This window comes from Noviherbaspirillum sp. (genome assembly GCF_036846085.1).
GTDB lineage: Bacteria > Pseudomonadota > Gammaproteobacteria > Burkholderiales > Burkholderiaceae_D > Noviherbaspirillum.
The window spans coordinates 1-23,224 of sequence record NZ_DAIUCO010000053.1; the positions used below are offsets into that span (position 1 = coordinate 1).

Sequence of the window (23,224 nt, forward strand, 5' to 3'; positions counted from 1 at the left end):
AGTTCGAGGAGCAGCGACTTGGCCTTTTCGCTTTGCTCGCTGGTTCCGCCTTTCATGACTTCATCCAGCAACTCGCGCGCGCCCTCCTTGTCGCCGATTTCCTGGTAAGCGATTGCCAGATCTAGCTTTGTCGCCATTTCGGCATCGGCGGCCGACACACCTTCCGACAACGTCGGCTGGTCATCATCGAGCATCAACTCCGGCATCGCGTCTCCGCCCTGAGATTTCAGATCGAGGCTGATACCGGACAGATCGAAGTCGAGCGGGTCGGAAGAAGCGGATTCGTGATCCTGCTGCGCAGTTTCGGACGATGCCATCGGCGTGTCGACTTCGTCACGCTGCGGTTCCGTCGCCGGAAGGTCGAAGTCCATCGCCATCGGCTCAGCAGGAGCAGCAGGCGTCCCGAGATCGAAGGTCATGTCGGGCAATGTCGGCACGTCGCCCGACGACGCAGAGTACTCGCTAGTTTCGGTCGATTCTGACACAGGCGATGCCGGTTCTTCGATACGGGTCTTCGGCACATCAAGGAAATCGAAATCGATCGAAGCCATTTCCGGGCTCGGCTCGGACGGTACCGCCGGCGTGATGGTATTCGGCACGGCGACATCGCCGAAGCTCATGCCGTCGAGGTCGAAATCGAGTTCGTTGGAAGCGGGCTTGGCACTCGCTTCCGGCTCCGATTTCTCCGGGACTTGTGTGTCGTCGGTGGTTTTGACAGGGCCACGCATCGACGGGAGTTCGACTGTCTTGTCGATCTCCATCGCGGAGTTGTTGAAGTACGCACTGTCTGCCTCCAATGCGTGGATGGAATCGAGCTGGCCTTCGGGCTGGGTCGATGCCAGCAGCGTTGCCAATCCATCTTCATCCAGCGGCTGCGTGGGTGCGACCATGGAGGAAGCGCCTTCGTCCTTGCCCGGCTTGCCGGCTGCATACAACGGATTGTTCGGGTCGATGCCAATACCCAGGGTGGCAGCCTGCACCCAGTCGTTACCTTCGCCCTTCGTCATGCCATACAGCTCTGTGGCCAGTACTTCGAAGGCCCGCAAATCCTTGCGATTTGAATAGATTTCGAGAAGCTTGAGCCGCACCGCATTGCGATCCGGCTGTGTACGCAACGCTTCTTTCAGGATTTCCTCAGCCTGTGCATCGCGACCATAGGCGATGTACACATCGGCTTCCGCTACCGGATCGACTTCATTCGTATCGAGATGGCTGGTGGATGGCGCAAAACTCGAATTGAATACGCTGTTATTGGTATCAACGCTCTGACCGCCTGTCGACCCGAACAGGGAGTTCGCCTTCAGGCTGGAGTCGGTGATGATGCTGTCTTCGAATTGCTTCTGCTGTTTTCTGCGGCGGACACCATAAATACCCAGGGCGCCCAGACCGGCAAGCAACAGGCCGACGCCGGGCAGGGTCATGGGATTTTCGAGCAGGTCGTCGATGAAGCTGGGTTCCGGCGGCGGCGGTGCCTGTGGCTTGACCACGGGCACAGCGGGCTTGCTGCTGGCGGGCGCTACAACCGGCGGCTGTTTCTCGGCGGGAGGCGTCGCAGCCTGCGGTGCTGATGCTGTAGTCTCGGCCGGTTTCTCCGCGGTAGCGACTGCTGGTGCCTGCTGCGGGGAAGGTGTCGTTGTTGCCGTAGGTGCAGTCCCCTTCGCTGGCGGCGACACCGCAGCAACCGGAGGAATCGGGGCATCAGGTGTGGCAGGAGCAGCAGGCGCAGCAGGCGCCTTGGCATCCGGCTTTGCCGCTTCCGCCTGCTTCTGCTGGTCGGACAAGCTCTTGTTCTTCAACTCGAGTAACTTCTGCATCTCGCCAAGGTTCTTTTCCAGTTCCTTGACCCGGGCATTCGCTTCTGCGATCGCCTTGTCACGTGCAATCAATTCTTCCGCACTTACCGGCGCTCCGGCAGCAGAAGGCGCAGCAGCTGGCTTGCCGGCGTTCGACAACTTGAGCTTGTCCTTCGCATCGCCGGCCGGCGTTGCGGGCTCTTCGACTTTCGCCGTTATCTTGCCCGCTGCTGTCTGTCCTGATTCAGCCGAGCGCTGTGCGCCTGATGCCGCAACCTGGCTTGCCAGTTTGTTGCGATAGCTATTGAAATCGGCCGACTGCGCGATGATCAGATCACGTGCCTCACCGGCAGGAATACTGCCTGCCGTACTCGCACTCGGCACGGACAAAATCTGCCCTGCCCGCAAGCGATTCATGTTGTTGCCGACGAAGGCGTCTGGATTCTCGCGAAACAGAGCGACCAGCATTTGATCCAGCGACACGCCACCTGGCTTCAACTGACCGGCGATCCGGGCGAGCGAATCGCCGCTCTTGACCTTGTACTCTCTTGCAGCATCAGTACTGGCTTCGCTCATTGGTGCCGGGTCGCGGCGTGGTGCGGCAACCGGAGGCGGCGATGCCCTGCGGGGCGTAGCGGCTTGTGCATCTACCGGGACTGATGATTGAAGCGGACGGGCTGCGGGCATCGTCGGTACAGGAATCGGCGAAACCTGTGCGGACTGGCTTGTCCTGAGATCCGGAGGATCTAATAGAAAGGTGTATTCGCGTACAAGGCGCCCGCCGGGGCCGCCAAGTTCCAGCAACATGTCAACGAAGGGCTCGTTAAGTGGCTGCGAGGATGTCACGCGAATCAATTGGCGGTCCGCTCGCTGCTCGACGGCGAAGCGCAATGACAGCAATGCGGGATTCAGTTCGATGTTTGCCTGCTTGAAGGCCTCGGGAGATGCAAGTTTTGCAACCAGTGCGCCGGCTTCATCCTTGCCGACCGAGGTGAGTTCGATCTCCGCTCGAAGTGGCTGCCCCAAGGATGACAGGACTGTCAATTTTCCCAAGCCAGCCGCATATGCATTGGAAAATATCAGTGCGGAAACGACGGCGGCACTCACCGTCTTTAAAGTCAACGCGCCGGATTCGGGGCGTACTTTCGAATGCATTTTTGGTGGCATAGGGGGCATTCCGTTTTGCGTATGAGATGGGCGCAGTGTCGTTGCGTCGATTTATCATTGTCCAGAGGAACTTTCACCATATCATCATGGACTTAGGCGCGCAAGTGTAACCAAGTTACTAAGTTCTGTAAAACAAGTATATTTCCCAGTGGGAAACCGCATGTCTTAAGCGTTGTTGCTCGTGCGCAACGTGATTGGGGCCTGTCGAAAAATCGCCCAAAAATGAACAATTTTGCGACAGGCCCCAATATGAAACTGAAGATCAGGGTATTCAGTTATCCAGCATGATGCGCAGCATGCGGCGCAGCGGTTCGGCCGCGCCCCACAGCAGTTGGTCGCCAACCGTGAATGCCGACAGATAGTCGCCGCCCATCTGCATCTTGCGTAGACGCCCCACCGGGATGGTCAGGCTGCCGGTTACTGCGGCCGGCGTCAGATCCGTCATCGATGCCTCGCGGGTGTTTGGAACAACTTTCACCCACTGGTTGTTGTCCGCGATGATGCCTTCCAGTTCATCAAGAGGGACATCTTTCTTCAGTTTGATGGTCAGTGCCTGGGAATGACAGCGCATTGCACCGATCCTCACGCACAACCCGTCCACCGGGATCGATGTCTTCGCCGAGGCGCCGAAACCTTCGCCGCGACCGAGGATCTTGTTCGTTTCCGCGCCTGCCTTCCACTCTTCGCGGGACACACCGTTGCCGAGATCCTTGTCGATCCAGGGAATCAGGTTCCCGCCCAGCGGAACGCCGAATTGCTTGGTTTCGTCCGCGCTGAATGCGTGCTGCTTCGCCAGTACCTTGCGATCGATTTCAAGGATGGCCGATGCAGGATCGTCCAGCAGCGATTTCACTTCCGCATTGATCGAGCCGAACTGGGTCAGCAATTCACGCATATGCTGGGCGCCGCCACCCGACGCCGCCTGATAGGTCATGGACGTCATCCATTCCACCAGATCGTGCTGGAACAGGCCGCCGAGGCCCATCAGCATGCAGGAAACCGTGCAGTTGCCGCCGATGTAGTTTTTTACGCCCCGCTGCAGTGCATCCTTGATCACGTCGAGATTCACCGGGTCGAGGATGATGATCGCATCGTCCTTCATCCGCAGTGTCGAGGCTGCGTCGATCCAGTAACCGTTCCAGCCTGCCGCGCGCAGTTGCGGGAAAATCTCGGTCGTATAGTCGCCGCCCTGGCAGGTAATAATGATGTCGCATTTTTTCAGCTCATCAATGTTGCCCGCATCTTTCAATGTGGTTTCATTTTTCGCCATCGCCGGCGCTTTGCCGCCCGCGTTCGATGTCGAGAAAAACACCGGCTCGATATGCGCGAAGTCACCCTCCTGCTGCATACGCTGCATCAAGACGGAACCCACCATGCCACGCCAACCCACCAGACCGACTAACTTCACAATTTTCTCCCTCAAGTGCACTTCAAAAATACCTACCTTAGCGCCTTCACCACCGCATCGCCCATTTCCCTGGTGCCGACCTTGGTCGTACCGGCTTCATAGATGTCCGGTGTGCGCAAACCCTGTGCGAGCACCTTCTTGACCGCGGTTTCGACGCGGTCCGCCTGCTCCGCCTTGTTGAGCGAGAAGCGCAACATCATGGCCGCCGACAGAATCGTGGCAAGCGGATTCGCGATACCTTTGCCGGCGATGTCCGGCGCCGAGCCGTGAGAAGGCTCGTACAAACCCTTGTTGTTGGCATCCAGCGATGCCGACGGCAGCATGCCGATCGAGCCGGTCAGCATTGCCGCGGCATCCGACAGGATGTCGCCGAACATGTTTCCGGTAACGATCACATCGAACTTCTTTGGCGCCCGCACCAGCTGCATCGCTGCATTGTCGACATACATATGATCCAGCGCGACGTCCTGATACTCTTTATGGACGTCCGTCACGATTTCCTTCCAGAACTGGAAGGTTTCAAGGACGTTGGCCTTATCCACACTAGTGAGGCGCTTGCCGCGCTTGCGGGCCGCCTGGAATGCAACATGCGCGATCCGGCGAATTTCGGTTTCAGCGTAACGCATGGTATCGAAACCTTCACGTTCGCCCTTGAATTGCCCGTCCGGCGCTTCCCGTACGCCACGCGGCTGACCGAAGTAAATATCGCCGGTGAGCTCGCGAATGATCAAGATATCGAGACCCGACACCACCTCGGGTTTGAGGGTCGATGCACCGGCCAGTTCCGGATAGAGGATCGCCGGGCGCAGATTCGCAAACAAGTTCAGATTCTTGCGCAAGCCGAGAATCGCCTGCTCCGGACGCAATGGACGTTCCAGCGTGTCGTATTTCCAGTCGCCGACCGCACCGAAAAGCACGGCGTCAGCCTGCTTCGCCAATGACAGCGTAGCCTCCGGCAACGGATGGCCATTCGCTTCGAATCCAGCGCCACCAACCGGCGCGCTTTCCATTTCAAACTGCTCGTCGAGCGCATTCAGAACCCGGACCGCCTGTTCGACGATCTCTGGGCCAATGCCGTCACCCGGAAGAATTGCGATTTTCATTTTTCGTTGTATTTGAACGTGAGAATGCGGTACGAAAAGACCCGGATCAGATTGTGTTCGTCAGCCACGGCCGCGCAGCCAGATGGCGCTCTTCAAAAGCGCGAATCTTGTCTGCTTGACGCAGGGTAAGGCCGATATCGTCAAGGCCATTCAGCAGGCAATATTTGCGAAAACCGTCGATCTCGAAACCGTACTGCGCGCTTCCATTTGCCGTACTGACCGTCTGGCTGTCGAGATCCACGGTCAACCGGTAGCCGGGGAATGCCTTCACCTCGTTGAACAGGTGGTCGACCTGCGTCTCCGTCAATACGATAGGCAGCAGGCCGTTCTTGTAGCAGTTGTTAAAGAAGATGTCCGCGAAGCTGGGCGCGATCACTGCGCGAAAGCCGTATTGTTCCAGCGCCCAGGGTGCGTGCTCGCGCGAGGAGCCGCAGCCGAAATTCTTGCGGGTGAGCAGGATGGATGCGCCTTGGTAACGCGGTTGATTGAGTACGAAATCAGGATTCAGCGGGCGCTTGGAGTTGTCCATGCCAGGCTCGCCATGATCGAGGTAGCGCCATTCGTCGAACAGATTCGGACCAAAGCCGCTACGTTTGATCGATTTCAGGAATTGCTTCGGGATGATCGCATCGGTGTCGACGTTTGGCCGATCCAGCGGTGCTACCAGTCCATCGTGTACGGTAAATTTTTCCATTGTTCTCTAGCGTCACCCATTGCTGGACGACGCATCATCCTTTATCTCTTGGCGGCGCTTTCCACTTTTTCGCCGACCAGTTGCACATCCCTGCCCACGCCTTGCATCGTGTTGCAACCCATCAGAATCAGCGCGGAAATCAGCATGGCGTAATATTTTTTCATGTTTTTCCCCTCCCTTTTTCAAATGCTTGTCGAATGCTCAAGTGCACCGGTTATCGACAACAGTTATCGCATTCCGCGCACATCAACGAAATGTCCGCTGATGCCGGCCGCCGCCGCCATGGCCGGCGATACCAGGTGGGTTCTTCCGCCCTGCCCCTGCCGTCCTTCAAAATTCCGGTTGGACGTGGAGGCGCAACGCTCGCCCGGCTCAAGCCGGTCTGCATTCATCGCCAGGCACATCGAGCATCCCGGCTCCCGCCATTCAAACCCGGCGTCCTTGAAGATTTTATCCAGGCCTTCGCGTTCGGCCTGCTCCTTGACCAGCCCGGAACCGGGCACCACCATCGCGAGCTTGACGTTCGATGCGCGATGCTTGCCGCGCACGACCGCAGCCGCCGCGCGCAGATCCTCGATGCGCGAATTGGTGCAGGAGCCGATGAACACCTTGTCGATGCGGATATCGGAGATTGCCGTATTGGGTTTCAGGGCCATGTACACGAGTGCCTTTTCCATCGCATCGCGCTTGACCGCATCCTTTTCTTTTTCGGGGTCGGGTACCCGATCGTCGACTGCAACCACCATTTCCGGCGATGTTCCCCAAGTGACCTGGGGGCGGATTTCCGCGGCGTTCAGGGTGACCACCAGGTCGAATTTCGCACCCGGGTCGGAATGCAGCGTGCGCCAGTATTCGACGGCACGGTCCCAATGCGGCCCCACCGGCGAGAACGGGCGTCCCTTGACGTAGTTGATCGTCGTGTCATCCACCGCCACCATGCCGGCACGCGCACCCGCCTCGATGGCCATGTTGCAGACGGTCATACGGCCTTCCATCGAGAGCGCGCGGATGGCGGACCCGGCGAATTCGATTGCATAGCCGGTCCCGCCTGCGGTGCCGATCTTGCCGATGATGGCCAGCACGATGTCCTTGGCGGTAACGCCGAACGGCAAGGCGCCGTCCACCTGCACCAGCATGGCTTTGGACTTCTTGGCCAGCAGGGTCTGGGTCGCCAGCACGTGCTCGACTTCCGAAGTACCGATCCCGTGCGCGAGGCAGCCGAATGCGCCGTGCGTGGAGGTATGCGAATCGCCGCACACCACAGTCATCCCTGGCAGTGTTGCTCCCTGCTCCGGTCCGATTACGTGAACGATGCCCTGGCGCTTGTCGCGCATGCTGAAGTACGTCAGGCTATGTTCCTTGGCGTTGGCGTCAAGCGTCTCGACCTGCAGCCGGGAGATCGGATCGGCGATGCCGTTGATGCGGTCGGTGGTCGGGACGTTGTGGTCGGCGACCGCAAGGTTGGCGGAGATGCGCCACGGCTTGCGTCCGGCAAGCCTCAACCCTTCAAAAGCTTGCGGACTGGTGACTTCGTGCACGAGGTGGCGGTCGATGTACAGGATGGCGCTTCCGTCCTCTTCGGTATGGACGACGTGCGATTCCCAGAGTTTGTCGTAGAGCGTTTGAGCCATGGTTCAGGATGTGCGTCGGTGCGCGAAACGGTCAAAATAGTGCCCGATTATGCCACATTTGTGCAACGCAAAACCATGCCGCCAGGGGCGTCGCCAGAATGAAAAACGCCCGAGGAAACCCTGCGGGCGTTTCATTGACGATTCGGCAACCGGGTCGTTGCCGGACTACGACCTACCGGCGTTTTTTCGCCTGTTCATAGAGCGGCGCCACGCGCTGTGCGTAATTGGCAAGATCGCTCAACCGGTCGCCGGGCGCCGGGTGGGTGGAAAGAAATTTCATCGGCGCACCGCCGCTTACCTGCCCCATTTTTTGCCAAAGGGAGACCGCCGCCTTCGGGTCATAGCCGGCCCGCGCCGCGAGTTCGATGCCGACGCGGTCCGCTTCCGTCTCGTGCCGGCGCGAATTTGGGAGCCCGAGCAATCCCATGTACGCGAACTCGGCGCCTTTGGCACCGATATCCCCCAACCCCAGGAGCGCCGATCCGGCGGAGATCAGACCGCCCGCCACCATCTGTTCGGAGGCGCGCTCGCGCGAATGTTCGCGCAACGCATGTGCAATCTCGTGGCCGAGGACCGCTGCCAGTTCATCATCCGTTATTTGCAGCTTTTCAATCAGGCCGGTGTAGACGGCAATTTTCCCGCCCGGCATGGCCCAGGCATTCACCTCCGGCGCCGTTATCACGTTGGCTTCCCAATTCCAGCGAGGTGCGTCGCTGCGAAAGTGCACGGTTTGCGGGATGAGGCGGCTTACGATGGCGCCGACCCGCTGTACATGGGCGGGGTTGCGGTTCAGCGTACCCTTTTGCCGTTCCTTGGCAATCAGATCGGCATACTGTTCGTTGGCAGCCTGGTTGATCGCTTCGGCGGAAACCGCCATGCGCTGCTCCCGTTCGACGCCGACCACGCCACCCTGGGTGGTTTGTACGGTTTCACAGGCGGCCAGCGCTATCGTCATGACTGCGAGCGATATACGGCCACAAATCCGTTTTCTATCCAGCAAGTTCATTTTTTCTCCTTATGTGGTTGCCAGCGGTACGACAAGGCTGCCGCCCCCGCTGCCGCCAGCGAAAACGCAGCCGCCATCAAATAGACTGTTCGAGAACCGAATGTATCCCAGAATCCACCCATGACAAGACCACCCAGCGTGCCGCCCAGACCATAGGATATGCTGGTGAACAAGGCCTGTCCGCGCGCCTGAAGCGGACCGGCAAACCAGCGCTGCAACGTGGCGACGGATGCGGAATGATGGACGCCGAACGTTGCGGCATGCAAAATCTGAGCGAACAGCAATATGACCAGCGACTCGGCGCCGAACCCGATCAGCAGAAAGCGCAGCACCGCGATCAGCAGGCTGGCCATCATCAGGTTTTGCACCCCGAAACGCCGGAAGAGCGGCGTCTGGTAAAAGAAAAAGACGATTTCGATGATGACGCCAAGCGACCACATCAAGCCTATCACCGTGTTGCTGTAGCCTATTTGCGCTAGGTAAAGCGAATAGAAGACATAGAGAGACGCGTGTGCGGCAATCATCAGGAAGGTGGACGTGAAAAAAGCGATGATTTCCCGCCGCCGCAACAGTGTCATGACGGATGGCACGTCATGGGGGACGGGTATCGGCGGCGATTCCTTCATGCGCAGGCTTCCGACCAGTACCAGCGCGAGCATCGCCAGCGTAATCCACGGCATGAGCCGGATTCCCCAAAGATCGAGCATTTGTCCCGCGAGCGTCACGGTCACGATAAAGCCGACCGATCCCCACAGGCGGACTCGCCCGTAGTGCGTCATGTCGCCCCGCATCTCGGACAGCATCAGGGCTTCCGATAAAGGCCCTTGCGCGCTGGTGAACATGTTGACCACGACCATGACGACAAAAAACTGCGCAAACGTCTCGCCGACGAAGATGCCGCAAAATGCCGTGAGCGCCGCAATTGCGGTAATTCGCAGCACCTTGACGCGCTGTTGCTGGCGGTCCGCGACCCAGCCCCAAAGATTCGGGCCGAAGATGCGCATCACCTGCATCAGGGACATCAGTATCCCGATCTGCGCGGCGGTCATCCCCTTGTCGGCGAAGTACAGCCCGGCGTAGGGCGAAAACACGCCGACATAACCGTAATACGCAAAGAAAAACAGGGCAAAGCTGAACGATTGTTTCTGCCAGGAGGTTTGATGCACGGAGAGTTCTCTGGTCCGGAGGTCGTCGAACGCGCCCATCCGGTTTGGAGGATGGGGCGGCCCTCGTCAAACGCAGCGCGCCGGCGCTGCTGCGGCGAACAGAATTATTTGATGTGGGAGTCGATTCTCGGCGTCGTCACCTGCACGTCGCCGCATTGCGCGCGATGACGCAACGCATGATCCATCAGGACGAGTGCCAGCATGGCTTCGGCGATCGGCGTTGCCCGAATGCCGACGCAGGGATCATGGCGTCCGAATGTTTCCACGTCCACCGGGGTTCCTGCCTTGTCGATCGAGCGGCGCGCAGTGCGGATACTGGATGTCGGCTTGATGGCGATTGATACGGTGATGTCCTGCCCGGTCGAGATTCCGCCGAGGATCCCGCCGGCATTGTTGGATGCAAAACCGGCCGGGGTGAGCTCGTCGCCGTGATCCGTGCCCTTTTGCACGATTGACCGGAATCCGGCGCCTATTTCGACGCCCTTTACCGCGTTGATGCCCATCATGGCGTAGGCAATTTCGGCATCCAGCTTGTCATAGATGGGTTCACCCAAGCCAACCGGCACATGTTCGGCGACAACATCGATCCGCGCGCCGCAGGAGTCTCCAGCTTTCCGCAACTCATCCATATAGTCTTCAAGCTGGGGCAGAATGGTGGCGTTTGCAGAAAAGAACGGATTTTGCGGGACATGCTCCCATGATTCAAACGGAATCTGGATGTCGCCGAGCTGGCTCATGCAGCCCTTGAATGTGGTGCCGAATTGCTGTTTTAACCATTTTTTGGCAATCGCTGCTGCACCGACCACCGGCGCAGTCAGGCGCGCGGAAGAACGGCCTCCGCCGCGCGGGTCACGGATTCCGTATTTATGCCAGTAGGTGTAATCAGCGTGCCCGGGCCGAAAAGTCTCGACGATGTTGCCATAGTCCTTGCTTCGCTGATCTTCGTTGCGGATGAGCAACGCAATCGGCGTGCCGGTGGTTTTCCCTTCATATACACCGGAAAGGATTTCCACCGTGTCGGACTCCTTGCGCTGCGTGACATGACGGGATGTGCCAGGCTTGCGGCGGTCCAGCTCAGGCTGGATATCCGATTCCGACAATGCCATTCCCGGCGGACAGCCATCGACCACACATCCTATCGCCGGGCCATGGGACTCTCCAAAAGTTGTGACGGTAAACAGGGAACCTAAGGTATTGCCGGACATGATGGACGTGAGCTTGTGTGGAAAGGGTCGATTTTAGCGCATTGACCGTTGGCTATTATTAAAAACCGGGTCTATGGGATTTGCCGCCTTGCGCGTCGGACAATGCTGACGCAAATGGGACACATTCGCGATCATGGACCATCGCTCGAAATGTTGCTCTTGATTAATAAATCTATATACTGTCTGAAGAAAAATGAGAATTTGGAGAGGACAATGCCCCCAAGCATCACGTCATCGGACGACGAGCTCGTTTTTCTCGATGAGAGAACGCCGGTAGTCCATGTGGTGGAGCACATGCCCGAAGAAGCATGGCGTGTAATGATCATCGACGATGACGCCGACGTGCATTCTGCGACCATCCTTGCGCTTGGCAATATGCCGATTCAGCAAAGGCCCCTCGCGTTTTTACACGCGTACAGCGCTGCCGAAGCACGGGAGGTGCTGGCCAGCGAAAAAGATGTCGCCGTCATCCTGCTCGATGTCGTGATGGAGCGGGAAGATGCAGGGTTGCAACTCGTCCGCCATATCCGCGAAGTCCTGAAGCAATCCGAGGTGCGCATCATCTTGCGCACCGGCCAGCCGGGTTACGCACCTGAAATGGATGCGATCAGGGATTTCGACATCAACGACTACAAGAGCAAGGCCGAACTCACGCGCATCAAGCTTTATACCGCGGTGACCGCAGCCATCCGATCGTACCAGCAGATTCGCGCCATCAACGATAACCGGCGCGGACTCGATCTCATCGTGCGGGCCAGCACGGAACTGATGGCCTTGCACGGGTTGCCGGATTTCGCCGCCGGCGCCCTCGCCCGTGCCGCCGGTCTCCTTGGATTGCAGCCGGACGGCGTGCTGTGCGCGCTGGAGGATCAGGGAACAACGCGGCAATTGCTCACAATCGCAGCCGCAGGCCGCTATGCCGGGCGCGATAGCAAACCGCTGGACCCGAGAAACGATGCCGCGGTGAGTAACGCGGTACGCCAGGCACTGGCGGAACGGCGCAATATTCACACCCCGGATTCGGCCGTGCTCTATCTCGCCGGCAGCGCGCATCGCCGTTTCGCCGCCTATTTGCACATCCCCGCGCCATTGCGAGAAGTCGAACAGCGCTTGCTGGAAGTTTTTTGCAGCAACGTGGCCATCGGCCTCGACAATGTTGAACTGGTGAGTCGCCTGCATGATTTTGCGTTTTTCGATCCGCTCACCAAGCTGCCCAATCGCACCGGACTGAAAGAAGCGCTCGATTCCAAGCTCGTCGGCGTGGACAAGTCCTATGCCACGCTGGCCTTGGTTGATATCGACCATTTTGCCGAGACAAACGATGCGCTTGGCCACCAGTTCGGCGACCAGTTGCTATTAGGTGTGGCGGCCCGCATGCGATCCCGCCTTGGCAAAAAGCTGACCATAGGGCGCGTGGGCGGCGACACCTTCGGCCTGATCGGCGACTCGGACCAGGTCAGTCCGGCGGTGATTCTTGGATTATTCGAAGAGCCGTTCAGCATCGACAACAACGACGTCCAATTATCGGCCACCATCGGGCTGGTACGTCTTGCCGACTACGCCGCGGACACCGGAACCGATGCGCTCAAGGACGCCGATATCGCGCTGAAGCGCGCAAAGCTGCAGCAGCGTTCCGGGCATTTCTATTATTCGCGGAGCATGGGAATGGACATCCGGGAGCGGGTACGCATGATGCACGCGTTGCGCAGCGCGTTCCAGGAACGGGAATTGTTTGTCGTCTACCAGCCGCAGATCGATCTGGTGAGCCGCAAGCCAGTCGGCGCCGAAGCACTCCTCCGATGGAAATCGAAGGACGGCAGTTTCATTCCACCGGACCGCTTCATTCCGATTGCCGAGTATTCCGGCCTGATCATCGAGCTCGGCGAGTGGGTATTGCGCGAAGCCTGCATGGAACAAGTGCGGCTGCAGCAACTGGGGCTCAGGGATTTCCGGATGTCGGTCAACGTATCGCAGGTCCAGTTTCGCCATCCGCACTTCCTGGCGATGTTGCGCAAGGCACTGGAAGATACCCGGATCAAGCCCGCACTCCTAGAACTGGAAATTACCGAATCAATCGCAATGGAAGAACCGGATGCATTGATCCGTTTGCTCGGACAAATCAAGCAGCTCGGTGTAAGTATTGCGATCGACGATTTCGGCACCGGTTTTTCCTCGCTCAGCTATCTGCAACAACTGCAGGCGGACAAGCTCAAGATCGACCGCGCATTCGTGAACGAAATCATTCAATCGGCACGCGGAAGCAGCATCGCCGAAATGGTGATCCAGCTGGGTCGCAACCTCGGCATGACGGTAATCGCCGAGGGGGTGGAACACGAACGGCAGGCCGACAAGCTGGCAGCGCTCGGCTGCCCTCTCGCACAGGGTTACCTGTTCGCCCGTCCGATGCCGAGGGAGCAGCTCATTGAATGGCTACAGCAAGCACCGCATCCGGATTCGTCGCGGTTCTGATATTCAACACCGCTGCAAGCCCGGGACACCCGGACCGAACGGCCAATTCCGCAGCTCCACATGATCACTTCCCGCACTCCGTTTACCCTCAGGCGCGCCATTCTGTCGGTGGTGGTCTTTGGCCTGTTGTTTCCAGCACTGTTCATCAGCGGTTATTCCAGTTTCAAACGCTATAACGAGGACTTGCGCCGGCAGACTGCACAGCTATTGCAGCAGAATGTCGACGTGCTCGCCAGCGGTATGCAGGAACCGCTATGGAACATCAATCATGAGAGCGGCGATGCACTGCTTGATGCGATGCTATCGCCCAACGAAGACATCGTGCGCATCGAGGTGCGAGATTCCACGCTAGGCTTATTCGTCGTCGGCGAGCGGATCGAACGACGGACCGGCGAAACCGCACGAGCGGAAAAGCCGGTGATGTACCGAGGGAAACAGATCGGTTCGGTCACGATCGAAGTCGTGAATAACCGACTGCGAACGAGCATCATGAAGGGGTTGATCGAATCGATGATCGCGGTAACCGCACAGGCGGCACTGTCGATTGTACTCATCCTGCTTTTGCTTGAACGGCGGCTGATCGGTCCGTTGCGGCGACTTGGCGTTGGCGCGCAACGGTTGGCGGAGCGCCAGCTTGATGTTCCGTTCACCTGGAAACGCCTCGACGAGATCGGCATGCTCGGCCGAAGGCTGGAGGACACCCGCGTCAGTCTGCGCGCATTGTTCGACGAACTGGATCGGAAGAATCGTGAACTGGAGCAGGATATCGACAAGCGCAAGCACGTCGAACAGGAACTCCACAAACGTGAGGAGCGTTACCGGACGCTGGTGGAACATAGCCCGATAGCGATCATCGAGTGGGATGCGGAGTGGCGCGTCGTGGAGTGGAACGATGCCGCCGAACGCATCTTCGGCTATTTGCGCGAGCAGGCGATCGGACGCCATGCCGGCTTCATCGTCGCGGAATCCGATCTTGACATGCTGACGCGGCATTTTGACCAGCCCGGAGGCAATGGCCGCACGCTGACCCACAATCACCGGGCGGATGGCAGCAGTATCGTCTGCCAGTGGAGTCATACACAGATCAGGGATGAAAACGGCAATACCGTCCGCCTTCTGTCGATTGCGGAAGACATTACGGACAAGCGGCAGGCGGAAGAGGACCGCATGGCGTCGGAGGCGAAGTTTTCCGGCGCCTTCGAGTGCAATCCCGATGGGATAGCCATCATGCGGCTGGATAACGGCAAGATTCTCGACATCAATACCGCCGGAATCAAGATTACCGGCTTCTCGCGTGAGGAAACGATCGGCAAAAGTTCGGTTGAGCTGAATCTCTGGGCCGAGCCCGCGCAACGCATGATTCTTTTCGCCAGATTGGGAAGAGAAAGAACCGTGAGCGAATTCCAGTGGTCGATGCAGACCAAAGCCGGCGATATCCGCAAATGCGTGGTGAACGGGACCGTGTTCGAAGTTGGAGACGACAAGTACGTACTGACAGTCGTGCGTGACGTCACCGATCAGCTTCTGCTCGAAGCACAGAAGTCGGAGGCGGACCGCGCGCTGTTGCGCCTGGCACAGGGCACCCAGGACATTGCCGGAGAGTCCTTCTTCGAATTGCTGGTTGCCGACCTTGCTTCTGCGCTTCGGGTCGAACGTGCATTCATTGCCTTGCGCGTTGCCGAGGAGCCCGATCGCATGCGCAGCATCGCCGCCCACGCCAAGGGGCGGACTATCGAGGATTTCGATTACGGAATTGACGGTACCCCGTGCCATACGGTACTCGAGGGTGACATCTGTGTCTTCGCGGACGCGATCCAGGACCGCTTCCCAAAGGACACCCCGTTGGCGCAATATGGCTGCGAGAGCTACGCCGGGGCGCCATTGCGCGACTCCGCGGGCAATATCATTGGCGTTCTGGCCGTCATGCATACACGCCCGCTGGGCAACCCGTCGCTGGTAAAGTCCCTGCTCCAGGTATTCAGCGAACGGGCATCGGCGGAGCTGGAGCGAAAGCGGGCCGAACAGGAATTGCGAAACAGCGAACAGCGTTTTTCCAAGATCTTCCAGTCGTCGCCGATCGCGATGTTCGTGACCCAGGTGCGTGGCGGCTACAAGGTTAAAGATGTGAACGCCGCCTTCGAACGCCTGTTCCTTCGCAGCCGGGAACACGTCATCGGCAGGAGTACCGCCGAACTATCGCTTTACTGCGATATGGAGGAAAGGACTTCGCTGATCCAGGAACTGCGCGATACCGGCGCCACCAGCGGCACCCGCGAGGTTTGGATGTTTCGCGGCGACGGCAACCGGATCCTGATCCAGTTTTCCGGATACACATTCAACCTGGCGGGCGAAAAATTCGGCATCCTGGCGTGCGCGGATGTTACCGAGATGCGCCGTTTCGAAGACGAGATCCGGGAATTGAACGCCACCCTGGAACAACGGGTGATCGAGCGTACCGAAGAACTGCAGCAAGCCAACGAGGAACTGGCCTACACGCTGGAAACACTGAACAAGGCCCAGGAAGAACTGGTGCGCAGCGGAAAGCTGGCTGCCCTGGGCTCGCTGGTTGCCGGCATTGCACATGAACTCAACACGCCCATCGGCAATAGCTTGATGGTGGCCAGCACCCTCGCCGACCAGACCCGGTCCCTGTCGGAGCTGTTCCATACCGGCGCGGGCATGAAGCGCTCCGAACTGGAACGTTTTCTGCAGGATGCCGGCAAAGCCGGCGATATCATGGTGCGCAACCTGCACCGCGCTGCGGACCTTGTCGCCGGCTTCAAGCAAGTGGCGGTGGATCAGATCAGCTCGCAGCGCCGCCGCTTCCCGCTTGCGGAGACGGTTTCCGAAATCATCCTGACCCTGTGGCCCACGCTGAAGAAAACCGACGTCAACGTCAGTTGCAGCATTCCGGCCGACATGATGATGGACAGTTATCCGGGTCCGCTCGGGCAGGCAATCACCAACCTGATCAACAATGCGGTCGTGCACGCCTTCGGCGACCGATCCAGCGGCACCCTGTGGATCTCCGCCCATGCCGTCGACGACGGCTGGATCGAAATCACGCTCATGGATAATGGTGCCGGCATTCCTCCCGCCAACCTGAACCGGATTTTCGATCCGTTCTTCACCACGCGGCTTGGGGCCGGCGGGTCGGGACTTGGCCTGAATATCACGCACAATATTGTCACCGGCGTACTGGGCGGCAAGATACAGGTGCAAAGCGAGATCGGTGTCGGAACCGTCTTCGTGTTGCATCTGCCCTCGAACGCCCCTCAACGTCAAGCCGATACGAACGCAGCAAAATCCGGACTGACGCTCGTGTAAGGGGTCAGGCCGCGAACGACTCCGCCAGCGCGGCGGCGCTCAGATACGCGTTTTCGATCCGTCCGGCGCCGTCAAGACCGGCGGCAAACCAGTCACCGCAGGCACCGATGCGCAATTGCGGATCCCACAGGCATGTGGAAGGGAGCGGCTCGACGGCTTGCGCGAAGCGCCAGCGATGCACTGCCGCATACACCGGCTGCACATCGGATGCTGTCGCCGAATGAAATGCTCTCAGCAACTTTTCCTTTACCCGCTCCGGATCGTCTTCGAGGTGTTCCGCGCTCCACTCTCCGGACGCATGGCCTACCCAGTGCTCGCCCGGGCGCCGCTGCGGTTTGGACGCGTCGTGCGCGATCCAGGCGAGCCGCGAATTCTTGACCCAGGCGCCGTCAAAGCCAAGCTTCAGTTCCTGCTCGAATCCAAGCAGCAGCGACCAGCACGGCGCCATCCTTGCGCGCCCCGCCTGCGATGCCATCGTCGGCACCGCTTCCAGCAAAGCGACAGCCTGGTCCGCCGGCAAGGCGACAATCACCGCATCGAAGGGGCCGGCGCTGGCTTCGATCGCGACCGTTTCGGCGCTTACCCGCAACAGCCAGCCGCCATGATAAGACTCGATCCGCGTGACCCGCTGCCCGGTCCGCACATCGAGTTCCTTCGCAAGATGTCGCCCAAGCGCATTCATTCCGGGCACCGCGACAAACCGCTGCGAGGAGCGTCCCGCGACGGTCGTGACACCGGCCTCGAGTGTGACGAACCGGGCTTTCCATAAATCAACCAACCCGGATTTTCGCCAGGCTGCGACCTGCCGCTGGAACGCCGGCTGTCGGGCAGTGAAATATTGCGCACCATGATCGAAGCCGCCGAGTTCGGTTTCCCGCGTGCTCATCCGTCCGGCGGCGGAATGACTTTTTTCGTAGACCGTGACCGAATGCCCATGCGCCGATAATTGCCCTGCACATGTAAGGCCGGCGAGGCCGGCTCCAATAACCGCAATTTTCATGGGCATGGTCCTTTAAGTTGGTCAGCTTGACTGCGTGCGGCAATTTCCGCCGCGCATGAAAAAGCCGTTCATGGCACACACCATGAACGGCTGATCAGGATAAATGAAGTGCATCGATGCGCTTACTCGTCGCCCTCGGTAGGCCAGTCGCGGATATAGGCCTTCAGCATCTTGTTTTCAAAGCTTTGCGCTTCGAAAACCGCTTTCGCCACATCGTAAAAGGACATCACGCCCAACAATGTTTTGGCGTCCACCACCGGCACATAACGGGCATGGCGCTCCAGCATCAGGCGGCGGACTTCATTGATTTCGGTATCGGGGGTGATGGTGATGGGGTGGTCGTCCATGTGCTTGCGCACGGTCTCGCCACCTACCTCGCCCTTGTTCAGATGCAGGGTTTTCATGACTTCGCGAAAGGTCAGCATGCCGACCAGCTCGCCGTATTCCATCACCACCAGGGAACCGATGTCCTTATCTGCCATGGTGTTGACCGCTGCAAGCATCGGGGTGTCGGGCGTAACGGTGTACAGGATATTGCCTTTGACTTTAAGAATTTCTGAAACTTTCATAGCGCCGCCCTTGTTGGTAGGTTGTCTTTCTAGTTTTGAATGTAGCTTAACCGCTCCGAAAAATCCAGCGTCCTTCCCGGGCAAGGGGTCATTAACCATGTACGGTATTCAATGCTACGATGACTACCGGCAGTACCAGAAAACCAAGAACGGAGACGATGAATACCATGAGCGGTCCCAAATATCCCGGGTTCGATACCCTGTCCTTGCACGCGGGCGCGGCGCCCGATCCGGCCACCGGCGCGCGGGCGACACCGATTCATTTCACCACTTCCTTCGTTTTCCGGGATTCCGACCACGCTGCGTCACTGTTCAACATGGAACGCGCTGGCCATGTGTATTCCCGCATTTCCAATCCAACCAATGCTGTTTTGGAAGAACGCATTGCGGCCTTGGAAGGCGGCGTTGCCGGTATCGCCACTGCAAGCGGACAGGCGGCGATGCATCTCGGACTGGCAACGATTGCCGGTGCCGGCTCGCATATCGTCGCGTCCCGCGCGCTCTATGGCGGCTCGCAGAATCTGCTGGCTTACACGATGAAGCGCTTCGGCATCGAGACGACGTTCGTCAATCCGCGTGACATCGATGCATGGCGCGACGCCATCCGTCCCAACACCAAGGTTCTGTTCGGCGAAACATTGGGAAATCCGGGGCTGGATGTGCTCGACATCCCAAAGGTGTCTGCACTTGCGCACGAGCACCATCTTCCATTGATGGTGGACTCCACGTTCACCACGCCCTACCTGCTGCAACCGTTCGAGCACGGTGCAGACCTGCTCTTCCATTCCGCGACAAAGTTTCTCTGCGGACACGGCATTGCGATTGGCGGCCTGCTGGTCGACGGCGGTACGTTCGATTGGCAGCAGGCATACGAACAGACCGGCCGTTTCGCCGAACTCTGCGAGCCGTACGAGGGCTTCCATGGCATGGTGTTCGCGGAAGAATCGACGGTGGCACCTTTCTCCCTGCGGGCGCGGCGTGAAGGCTTGCGTGACTTCGGCGCGGTCATGAGCCCGCACAATGCCTTCGCCATCCTGCAAGGCATCGAGACGCTTTCCCTGCGGATGGACCGGCATGTCGCCAATACCCGCCGGGTGGTGGAATTCCTGGCTGCGCACGCGGTGGTGGAATCCGTGTCCTATCCCGAACTGGAAAGCCATCCCGATCATGCCCTGGCCGCCCGACTGCTGACGAAAGGCTGCGGCGCGGTATTTTCCTTCGCCATTCGCGGCGACCGTGCGGCAGGTCGCCGATTCGTCGAAGCCTTGAAAGTATTTTCCCACCTGGCCAATGTCGGGGATGCAAAGTCGCTCGTCATTCATCCGGCATCGACCACCCATTTCCGCGTGCCGGCCGAGCAACTTGTTGCAGCGGGCATAACCGAAGGCACGATGCGCCTGTCGGTCGGACTGGAGGATGCGGACGACCTGATCGAAGATCTTGCACGCGGCCTGAAAGCCGCGCAGAAGGGAGCTTGAGATGCTGCTCAACGTGCAAGGGAATTCCGCGTATTGCTATACCGGCGGCAAACAATTCGATCCGCAGTTGCCTACCGCCGTGTTTATTCACGGCGCGCAGAACGATCATTCCGTCTGGGGCCTGCAGACCCGCTATTTCGCCCACCATGGATTTGCTGTGCTGGCCGTCGATTTGCCCGGCCATGGCCGCAGCAAAGGCGCGCCGCTGCGCAGCGTCGAAGCCATGGCGGACTGGCTGCTCGCTTTGCTCGACGCCGCCGGAATTGCACAGGCAACCCTGATCGGCCATAGCATGGGCTCGCTCATCGCACTGGAAACCAGTTTCAAGGCACCAAAGCGCGTTGAGCGAATTGCCCTGGTCGGCACCGCATTTCCGATGAAAGTGTCCGACGCCCTGCTGGACGCGGCGCTCAACAATGAAGAAATGGCGATCGACATGGTGAACATCTGGTCGCATTCGACAATTGCTCAAAAACCGTCTGCGCCCGGTCCGGGGTTCTATGTAATGGGCGGATCGCGCAGGTTGATGCAGCGCGTCGCCGCACAAAATGGCGAGGCGGTCTTTCATACCGATTTCCAAGCCTGCAACACCTATGCGAATGGCGAATCCGCCGCCCGGTCCGTCACCTGCCCCGCCCTGTTCGTTCTGGGCAAAAACGACTTGATGACGACACCCAAGGCCAGCACGACATTGCAGACCGCCATGCCGCACGCCAGGGTGGCGATACTCGATCGTTGCGGGCACGCGCTGATGGCGGAGCAACCGGATGCTGTTCTGGACACGCTATTCGCATTCGCGAGCAAATAGCCTGGTTTGCCCGATGGGCAGGAAACTGCATTGCAACTATGGCCACTCAGTATTAACCTGAAGACAGTTCATTCATGGTAAGGAGAAGACTATGCCTACGGTACTGAAGGAAAAGGAATTTGCGTCTTTCGCGGAGTTCTACCCGGTCTACCTGAGCGAGCACTCCAACCGGACATGCCGCGAACTGCATTTTGCCGGCTCGACGATCGCCCTGCTATGCTTGGGCGCACTGATTCTGACCGGAAATTTCTGGTGGCTGCTTGGCGCACTGGTATCCGGCTATGCATTTGCCTGGATCGGCCATTTCGTGTTCGAAAAGAACCAGCCGATGACCTTCAAGCACCCGCTGTATTCGTTCATGGGCGATTGGGTGATGTACTGGCAGATGCTGACCGGGCAGGCGTCGTTTTAATACTCATGCGCGCTTGCCGAAGTAGTCGGCAACCGACAGGCCCAGGCCCTGCTCGATCACGCTTTCCACCCGTTCGGCAAGCATCGGATTGCCGGACGGATTGAACACGAACAGCCGGTACACATCGGCGATCCGCAACTGCTGCGGATTGGCGAGCAGGCTCCATTGATCCAGCCCTTCGCCTACACGCCGCCCCCAGGGCACGCGCTTCGGCGTGGCCGTTTTGACACGGCCCACCCATCCGGCTTCCAGCATTCTCTCCAGCAGGGTCTCCGACTCATCGAAGCCGAGCCTGGTGGCCTGCCGAAGCGTCGGCGCGTCCACCACGGCGGAAACGCCCCGCTCCCGGGCGTCATGCAGCACCTTCAGAATCGCCATCGCGTCCATGAACGCGCCACCCGGTTTGGGCACATGCCACCAGCGTTCGAATTTCACCACCGGCAGCGCGGCAGCGAATACCGCGCCCAACAGGATGATCAGCCATGAAACATAGACCCATAGCAGAAATATCGGCATTGCGGCCAATGCACCGTAGATGACGGTATACGTCGGAAACTTCGAGATGAATACCGCGAAAATGCGCTTGGCGATCTCGAACGCGGTCGCCGCCAGCAACCCGCCGCATGCCGCATCGCGCCAGTCGACGCCCCGGTTCGGCACGGCGATATACAGCAGGGAGAATGCGACCGTGGTCAGTACGATTGATAGCGATGAATAGAAGAAGCTGCCCATCAGCGTCGCTTGTTTGACAACGCCGTTGGTGGCCGTGAAGAGCGACGAGGTGACGCTGATCGAAACACCGATCAGCAGGGGGCCGAGCGTCATCACCGCCCAATACACCACAAGGCGCTGCGCCAGCGGCCGCGAAGTTTTCACGCGCCATATCTGGTTGAACGCACGATCGATCGTCAGCAACATCGCTACCGCCGTCAGGACGAGCGCGATCGCGCCGATGGCCGAGAGCCGGGTCGCCTTGGTCGCGAACTGGCTGAGATTGCCGAGAATCGTGTTGGCGATCGATTTCGGCATCAGGCTCTGGATGAAATAGCCTTCCAGCGAGGCACGGAAAGTATTGAAAAGCGGAAAAGTGGTAAAGATGGCGAGCGCGATCGTCAGCATCGGCACGAGTGCCAGCACCGTCGTAAACGTCAGGCTTCCTGCAACCTGCGGCAAGCGTTCCTCGTTCAAGCGCCGGCGCGCGAAACGCAGCAGATCGCGCGCCTGATCCCACGGCACCTGGCGCAGTATTGGCAGATTCAATAAACCCATTCGCTTGGCATTCGGACGGTACGACATGAATTGGCAGGGCGATAATGGCCGGTCAAAGCGCCCTATAATACCAAGCATGAATCCAAGTTCCCCAACCATCCTTGTCTTATATTATTCCCGCCATGGTTCCACCCGCAAATTAGCGGAATTCATCGCGCAAGGCGTTGAAAGCGTCGGCGGCTGCGATGCACGCCTGCGGACGGTACCGGCGGTATCCACGGTGGCCGAAGCAACCGAGCCGGAAGTGCCGAAGGAAGGCGCACCGTACGTCGAGCTGAAGGACCTCGAGCAATGCGCCGGGCTTGCGCTCGGCTCGCCGACCCGGTTCGGCAACATGGCGGCGCCGATGAAATATTTTTGGGACGGGACGAGCAGCCAGTGGCTGTCCGGCGCGCTTGCGGGCAAGCCGGCCTGCGTATTCACCTCCACCGGCAGCCTGCACGGCGGCCAGGAATCGACGCTGCTGTCGATGATGATCCCGCTGTTCCATCACGGCATGCTGGTGATGGGGCTGCCATATACCCACCCTGCCCTCATGTCCACAGCCAGCGGCGGCACGCCTTATGGCGCCAGCCACTGGTCGGGCGTGAACGGCAATTACCCGATGTCGGAAGACACCAGGACGCTCGCGATTGCTTTGGGCAGGCGACTGGCGGAAACGGCCATCAAGTTACGAGGCATGTAATGCAACAAAATCCGCTGCACAAGGTCTTTTATAT

Annotated in this window: 18 protein-coding genes; 6 read left to right on the forward strand and 12 right to left on the reverse strand. The window is 59.1% G+C overall.

The features are described 5' to 3' along the window. The 9 genes from V7080_RS08555 to aroC all read right to left on the reverse strand — a co-directional run. Window positions 1–2,819, reverse strand: a 2,819-nt coding sequence (locus V7080_RS08555; protein ID WP_334187973.1) for a FimV/HubP family polar landmark protein, incomplete at its 3' end; no start/stop codon positions are given. Window positions 2,820–3,231: 412 nt separating this feature from the next. Further along, window positions 3,232–4,368 carry an aspartate-semialdehyde dehydrogenase gene (gene asd, locus V7080_RS08560; RefSeq protein ID WP_334187974.1) on the reverse strand — a complete coding sequence of 379 codons (1,137 nt, stop codon included), beginning with the start codon at window positions 4,366–4,368 and terminating at the stop codon, window positions 3,232–3,234. Between the two features lie 32 nt (window positions 4,369–4,400). Next, window positions 4,401–5,471 (reverse strand): 3-isopropylmalate dehydrogenase, encoded by a 1,071-nt coding sequence (gene leuB, locus V7080_RS08565; RefSeq protein ID WP_334187975.1) that lies wholly within the window; start codon window positions 5,469–5,471, stop codon window positions 4,401–4,403. A 46-nt stretch (window positions 5,472–5,517) separates the two neighbouring features. Beyond that, a complete protein-coding gene (gene leuD, locus V7080_RS08570; protein ID WP_334187976.1) occupies window positions 5,518–6,165 on the reverse strand; it encodes a 3-isopropylmalate dehydratase small subunit in 648 nt (215 codons plus the stop codon). 41 nt (window positions 6,166–6,206) lie between these two features. Next, window positions 6,207–6,329: an entericidin A/B family lipoprotein gene (locus V7080_RS08575; protein ID WP_334187977.1), complete on the reverse strand. Its 123-nt coding sequence runs from the start codon at window positions 6,327–6,329 to the stop codon at window positions 6,207–6,209. A 63-nt stretch (window positions 6,330–6,392) separates the two neighbouring features. Continuing rightward, window positions 6,393–7,796 (reverse strand): 3-isopropylmalate dehydratase large subunit, encoded by a 1,404-nt coding sequence (gene leuC / locus V7080_RS08580; RefSeq protein ID WP_334187978.1) that lies wholly within the window; start codon window positions 7,794–7,796, stop codon window positions 6,393–6,395. A gap of 172 nt (window positions 7,797–7,968) precedes the next feature. Further along, window positions 7,969–8,802, reverse strand: coding sequence for a M48 family metallopeptidase (locus V7080_RS08585; RefSeq protein ID WP_334187979.1), 834 nt, complete (start codon window positions 8,800–8,802; stop codon window positions 7,969–7,971). After that, on the reverse strand, window positions 8,799–9,968 hold the full coding sequence (locus V7080_RS08590; protein ID WP_334187980.1) for an MFS transporter: 1,170 nt from the start codon (window positions 9,966–9,968) through the stop codon (window positions 8,799–8,801). The genes V7080_RS08585 and V7080_RS08590 overlap by 4 nt, the downstream gene beginning before the upstream one ends. Before the next feature lie 104 nt (window positions 9,969–10,072). After that, entirely contained in the window at window positions 10,073–11,173 is a 1,101-nt protein-coding gene (gene aroC / locus V7080_RS08595; RefSeq protein WP_334187981.1) for a chorismate synthase, read from the reverse strand. 213 nt (window positions 11,174–11,386) lie between these two features. Here aroC and V7080_RS08600 point away from each other — a divergent pair, with 213 nt between their 5' ends. Continuing rightward, entirely contained in the window at window positions 11,387–13,642 is a 2,256-nt protein-coding gene (locus V7080_RS08600) for a putative bifunctional diguanylate cyclase/phosphodiesterase (RefSeq protein ID WP_442947204.1), read from the forward strand. Window positions 13,643–13,702: 60 nt separating this feature from the next. After that, a complete protein-coding gene (locus V7080_RS08605; protein ID WP_334187982.1) occupies window positions 13,703–16,969 on the forward strand; it encodes a PAS domain S-box protein in 3,267 nt (1,088 codons plus the stop codon). A 4-nt stretch (window positions 16,970–16,973) separates the two neighbouring features. Here V7080_RS08605 and V7080_RS08610 read toward each other — a convergent pair whose 3' ends face one another. Together V7080_RS08610 and V7080_RS08615 are read right to left on the reverse strand one after the other, a co-directional pair. Next, window positions 16,974–17,969 carry an NAD(P)/FAD-dependent oxidoreductase gene (locus V7080_RS08610; RefSeq protein WP_334187983.1) on the reverse strand — a complete coding sequence of 332 codons (996 nt, stop codon included), beginning with the start codon at window positions 17,967–17,969 and terminating at the stop codon, window positions 16,974–16,976. A gap of 122 nt (window positions 17,970–18,091) precedes the next feature. Beyond that, the gene (locus tag V7080_RS08615) at window positions 18,092–18,538 is read right to left on the reverse strand and encodes a CBS domain-containing protein (RefSeq protein WP_334187984.1); all 447 of its coding nucleotides are present in this window, start codon (window positions 18,536–18,538) and stop codon (window positions 18,092–18,094) included. Between the two features lie 167 nt (window positions 18,539–18,705). Between V7080_RS08615 and V7080_RS08620 the strand changes: the two genes are divergently transcribed. The 3 genes from V7080_RS08620 (at window position 18,706) to V7080_RS08630 (ending at window position 21,236) form a co-directional block, all read left to right on the forward strand. Beyond that, window positions 18,706–20,016 (forward strand): O-acetylhomoserine aminocarboxypropyltransferase, encoded by a 1,311-nt coding sequence (locus V7080_RS08620; RefSeq protein WP_334187985.1) that lies wholly within the window; start codon window positions 18,706–18,708, stop codon window positions 20,014–20,016. Between the two features lies 1 nt (window position 20,017). Beyond that, complete coding sequence (locus tag V7080_RS08625) at window positions 20,018–20,824, forward strand: alpha/beta fold hydrolase (RefSeq protein ID WP_334187986.1); 807 nt, start codon at window positions 20,018–20,020, stop codon at window positions 20,822–20,824. Between the two features lie 91 nt (window positions 20,825–20,915). Continuing rightward, window positions 20,916–21,236, forward strand: a complete 321-nt coding sequence (locus V7080_RS08630; RefSeq protein ID WP_334187987.1) for a DUF962 domain-containing protein — start codon at window positions 20,916–20,918, stop codon at window positions 21,234–21,236. 3 nt (window positions 21,237–21,239) lie between these two features. On the opposite strand, the gene V7080_RS08635 is transcribed toward V7080_RS08630, so the two are convergent. Next, window positions 21,240–22,505: a YihY family inner membrane protein gene (locus V7080_RS08635; protein ID WP_334187988.1), complete on the reverse strand. Its 1,266-nt coding sequence runs from the start codon at window positions 22,503–22,505 to the stop codon at window positions 21,240–21,242. 76 nt (window positions 22,506–22,581) lie between these two features. Here V7080_RS08635 and wrbA point away from each other — a divergent pair, with 76 nt between their 5' ends. Next, entirely contained in the window at window positions 22,582–23,190 is a 609-nt protein-coding gene (gene wrbA, locus V7080_RS08640; protein ID WP_334187989.1) for an NAD(P)H:quinone oxidoreductase, read from the forward strand. Window positions 23,191–23,224: the final 34 nt, after the last annotated feature.

Coding starts and splice junctions, on each gene's coding strand:
- leuB (WP_334187975.1), bottom strand. CDS start 5,471: ATGAAAATCGCAATTCTTCCGGGTGACGGCATTGGCCCAGAGATCGTC.
- leuD (WP_334187976.1), bottom strand. CDS start 6,165: ATGGAAAAATTTACCGTACACGATGGACTGGTAGCACCGCTGGATCGG.
- V7080_RS08575 (WP_334187977.1), bottom strand. CDS start 6,329: ATGAAAAAATATTACGCCATGCTGATTTCCGCGCTGATTCTGATGGGT.
- leuC (WP_334187978.1), bottom strand. CDS start 7,796: ATGGCTCAAACGCTCTACGACAAACTCTGGGAATCGCACGTCGTCCAT.
- V7080_RS08585 (WP_334187979.1), bottom strand. CDS start 8,802: ATGAACTTGCTGGATAGAAAACGGATTTGTGGCCGTATATCGCTCGCA.
- aroC (WP_334187981.1), bottom strand. CDS start 11,173: ATGTCCGGCAATACCTTAGGTTCCCTGTTTACCGTCACAACTTTTGGA.
- V7080_RS08600 (WP_442947204.1), top strand. CDS start 11,387: ATGCCCCCAAGCATCACGTCATCGGACGACGAGCTCGTTTTTCTCGAT.
- V7080_RS08605 (WP_334187982.1), top strand. CDS start 13,703: ATGATCACTTCCCGCACTCCGTTTACCCTCAGGCGCGCCATTCTGTCG.
- V7080_RS08610 (WP_334187983.1), bottom strand. CDS start 17,969: ATGAAAATTGCGGTTATTGGAGCCGGCCTCGCCGGCCTTACATGTGCA.
- V7080_RS08615 (WP_334187984.1), bottom strand. CDS start 18,538: ATGAAAGTTTCAGAAATTCTTAAAGTCAAAGGCAATATCCTGTACACC.
- V7080_RS08620 (WP_334187985.1), top strand. CDS start 18,706: ATGAGCGGTCCCAAATATCCCGGGTTCGATACCCTGTCCTTGCACGCG.
- V7080_RS08625 (WP_334187986.1), top strand. CDS start 20,018: ATGCTGCTCAACGTGCAAGGGAATTCCGCGTATTGCTATACCGGCGGC.
- V7080_RS08630 (WP_334187987.1), top strand. CDS start 20,916: ATGCCTACGGTACTGAAGGAAAAGGAATTTGCGTCTTTCGCGGAGTTC.
- V7080_RS08635 (WP_334187988.1), bottom strand. CDS start 22,505: ATGGGTTTATTGAATCTGCCAATACTGCGCCAGGTGCCGTGGGATCAG.
- wrbA (WP_334187989.1), top strand. CDS start 22,582: ATGAATCCAAGTTCCCCAACCATCCTTGTCTTATATTATTCCCGCCAT.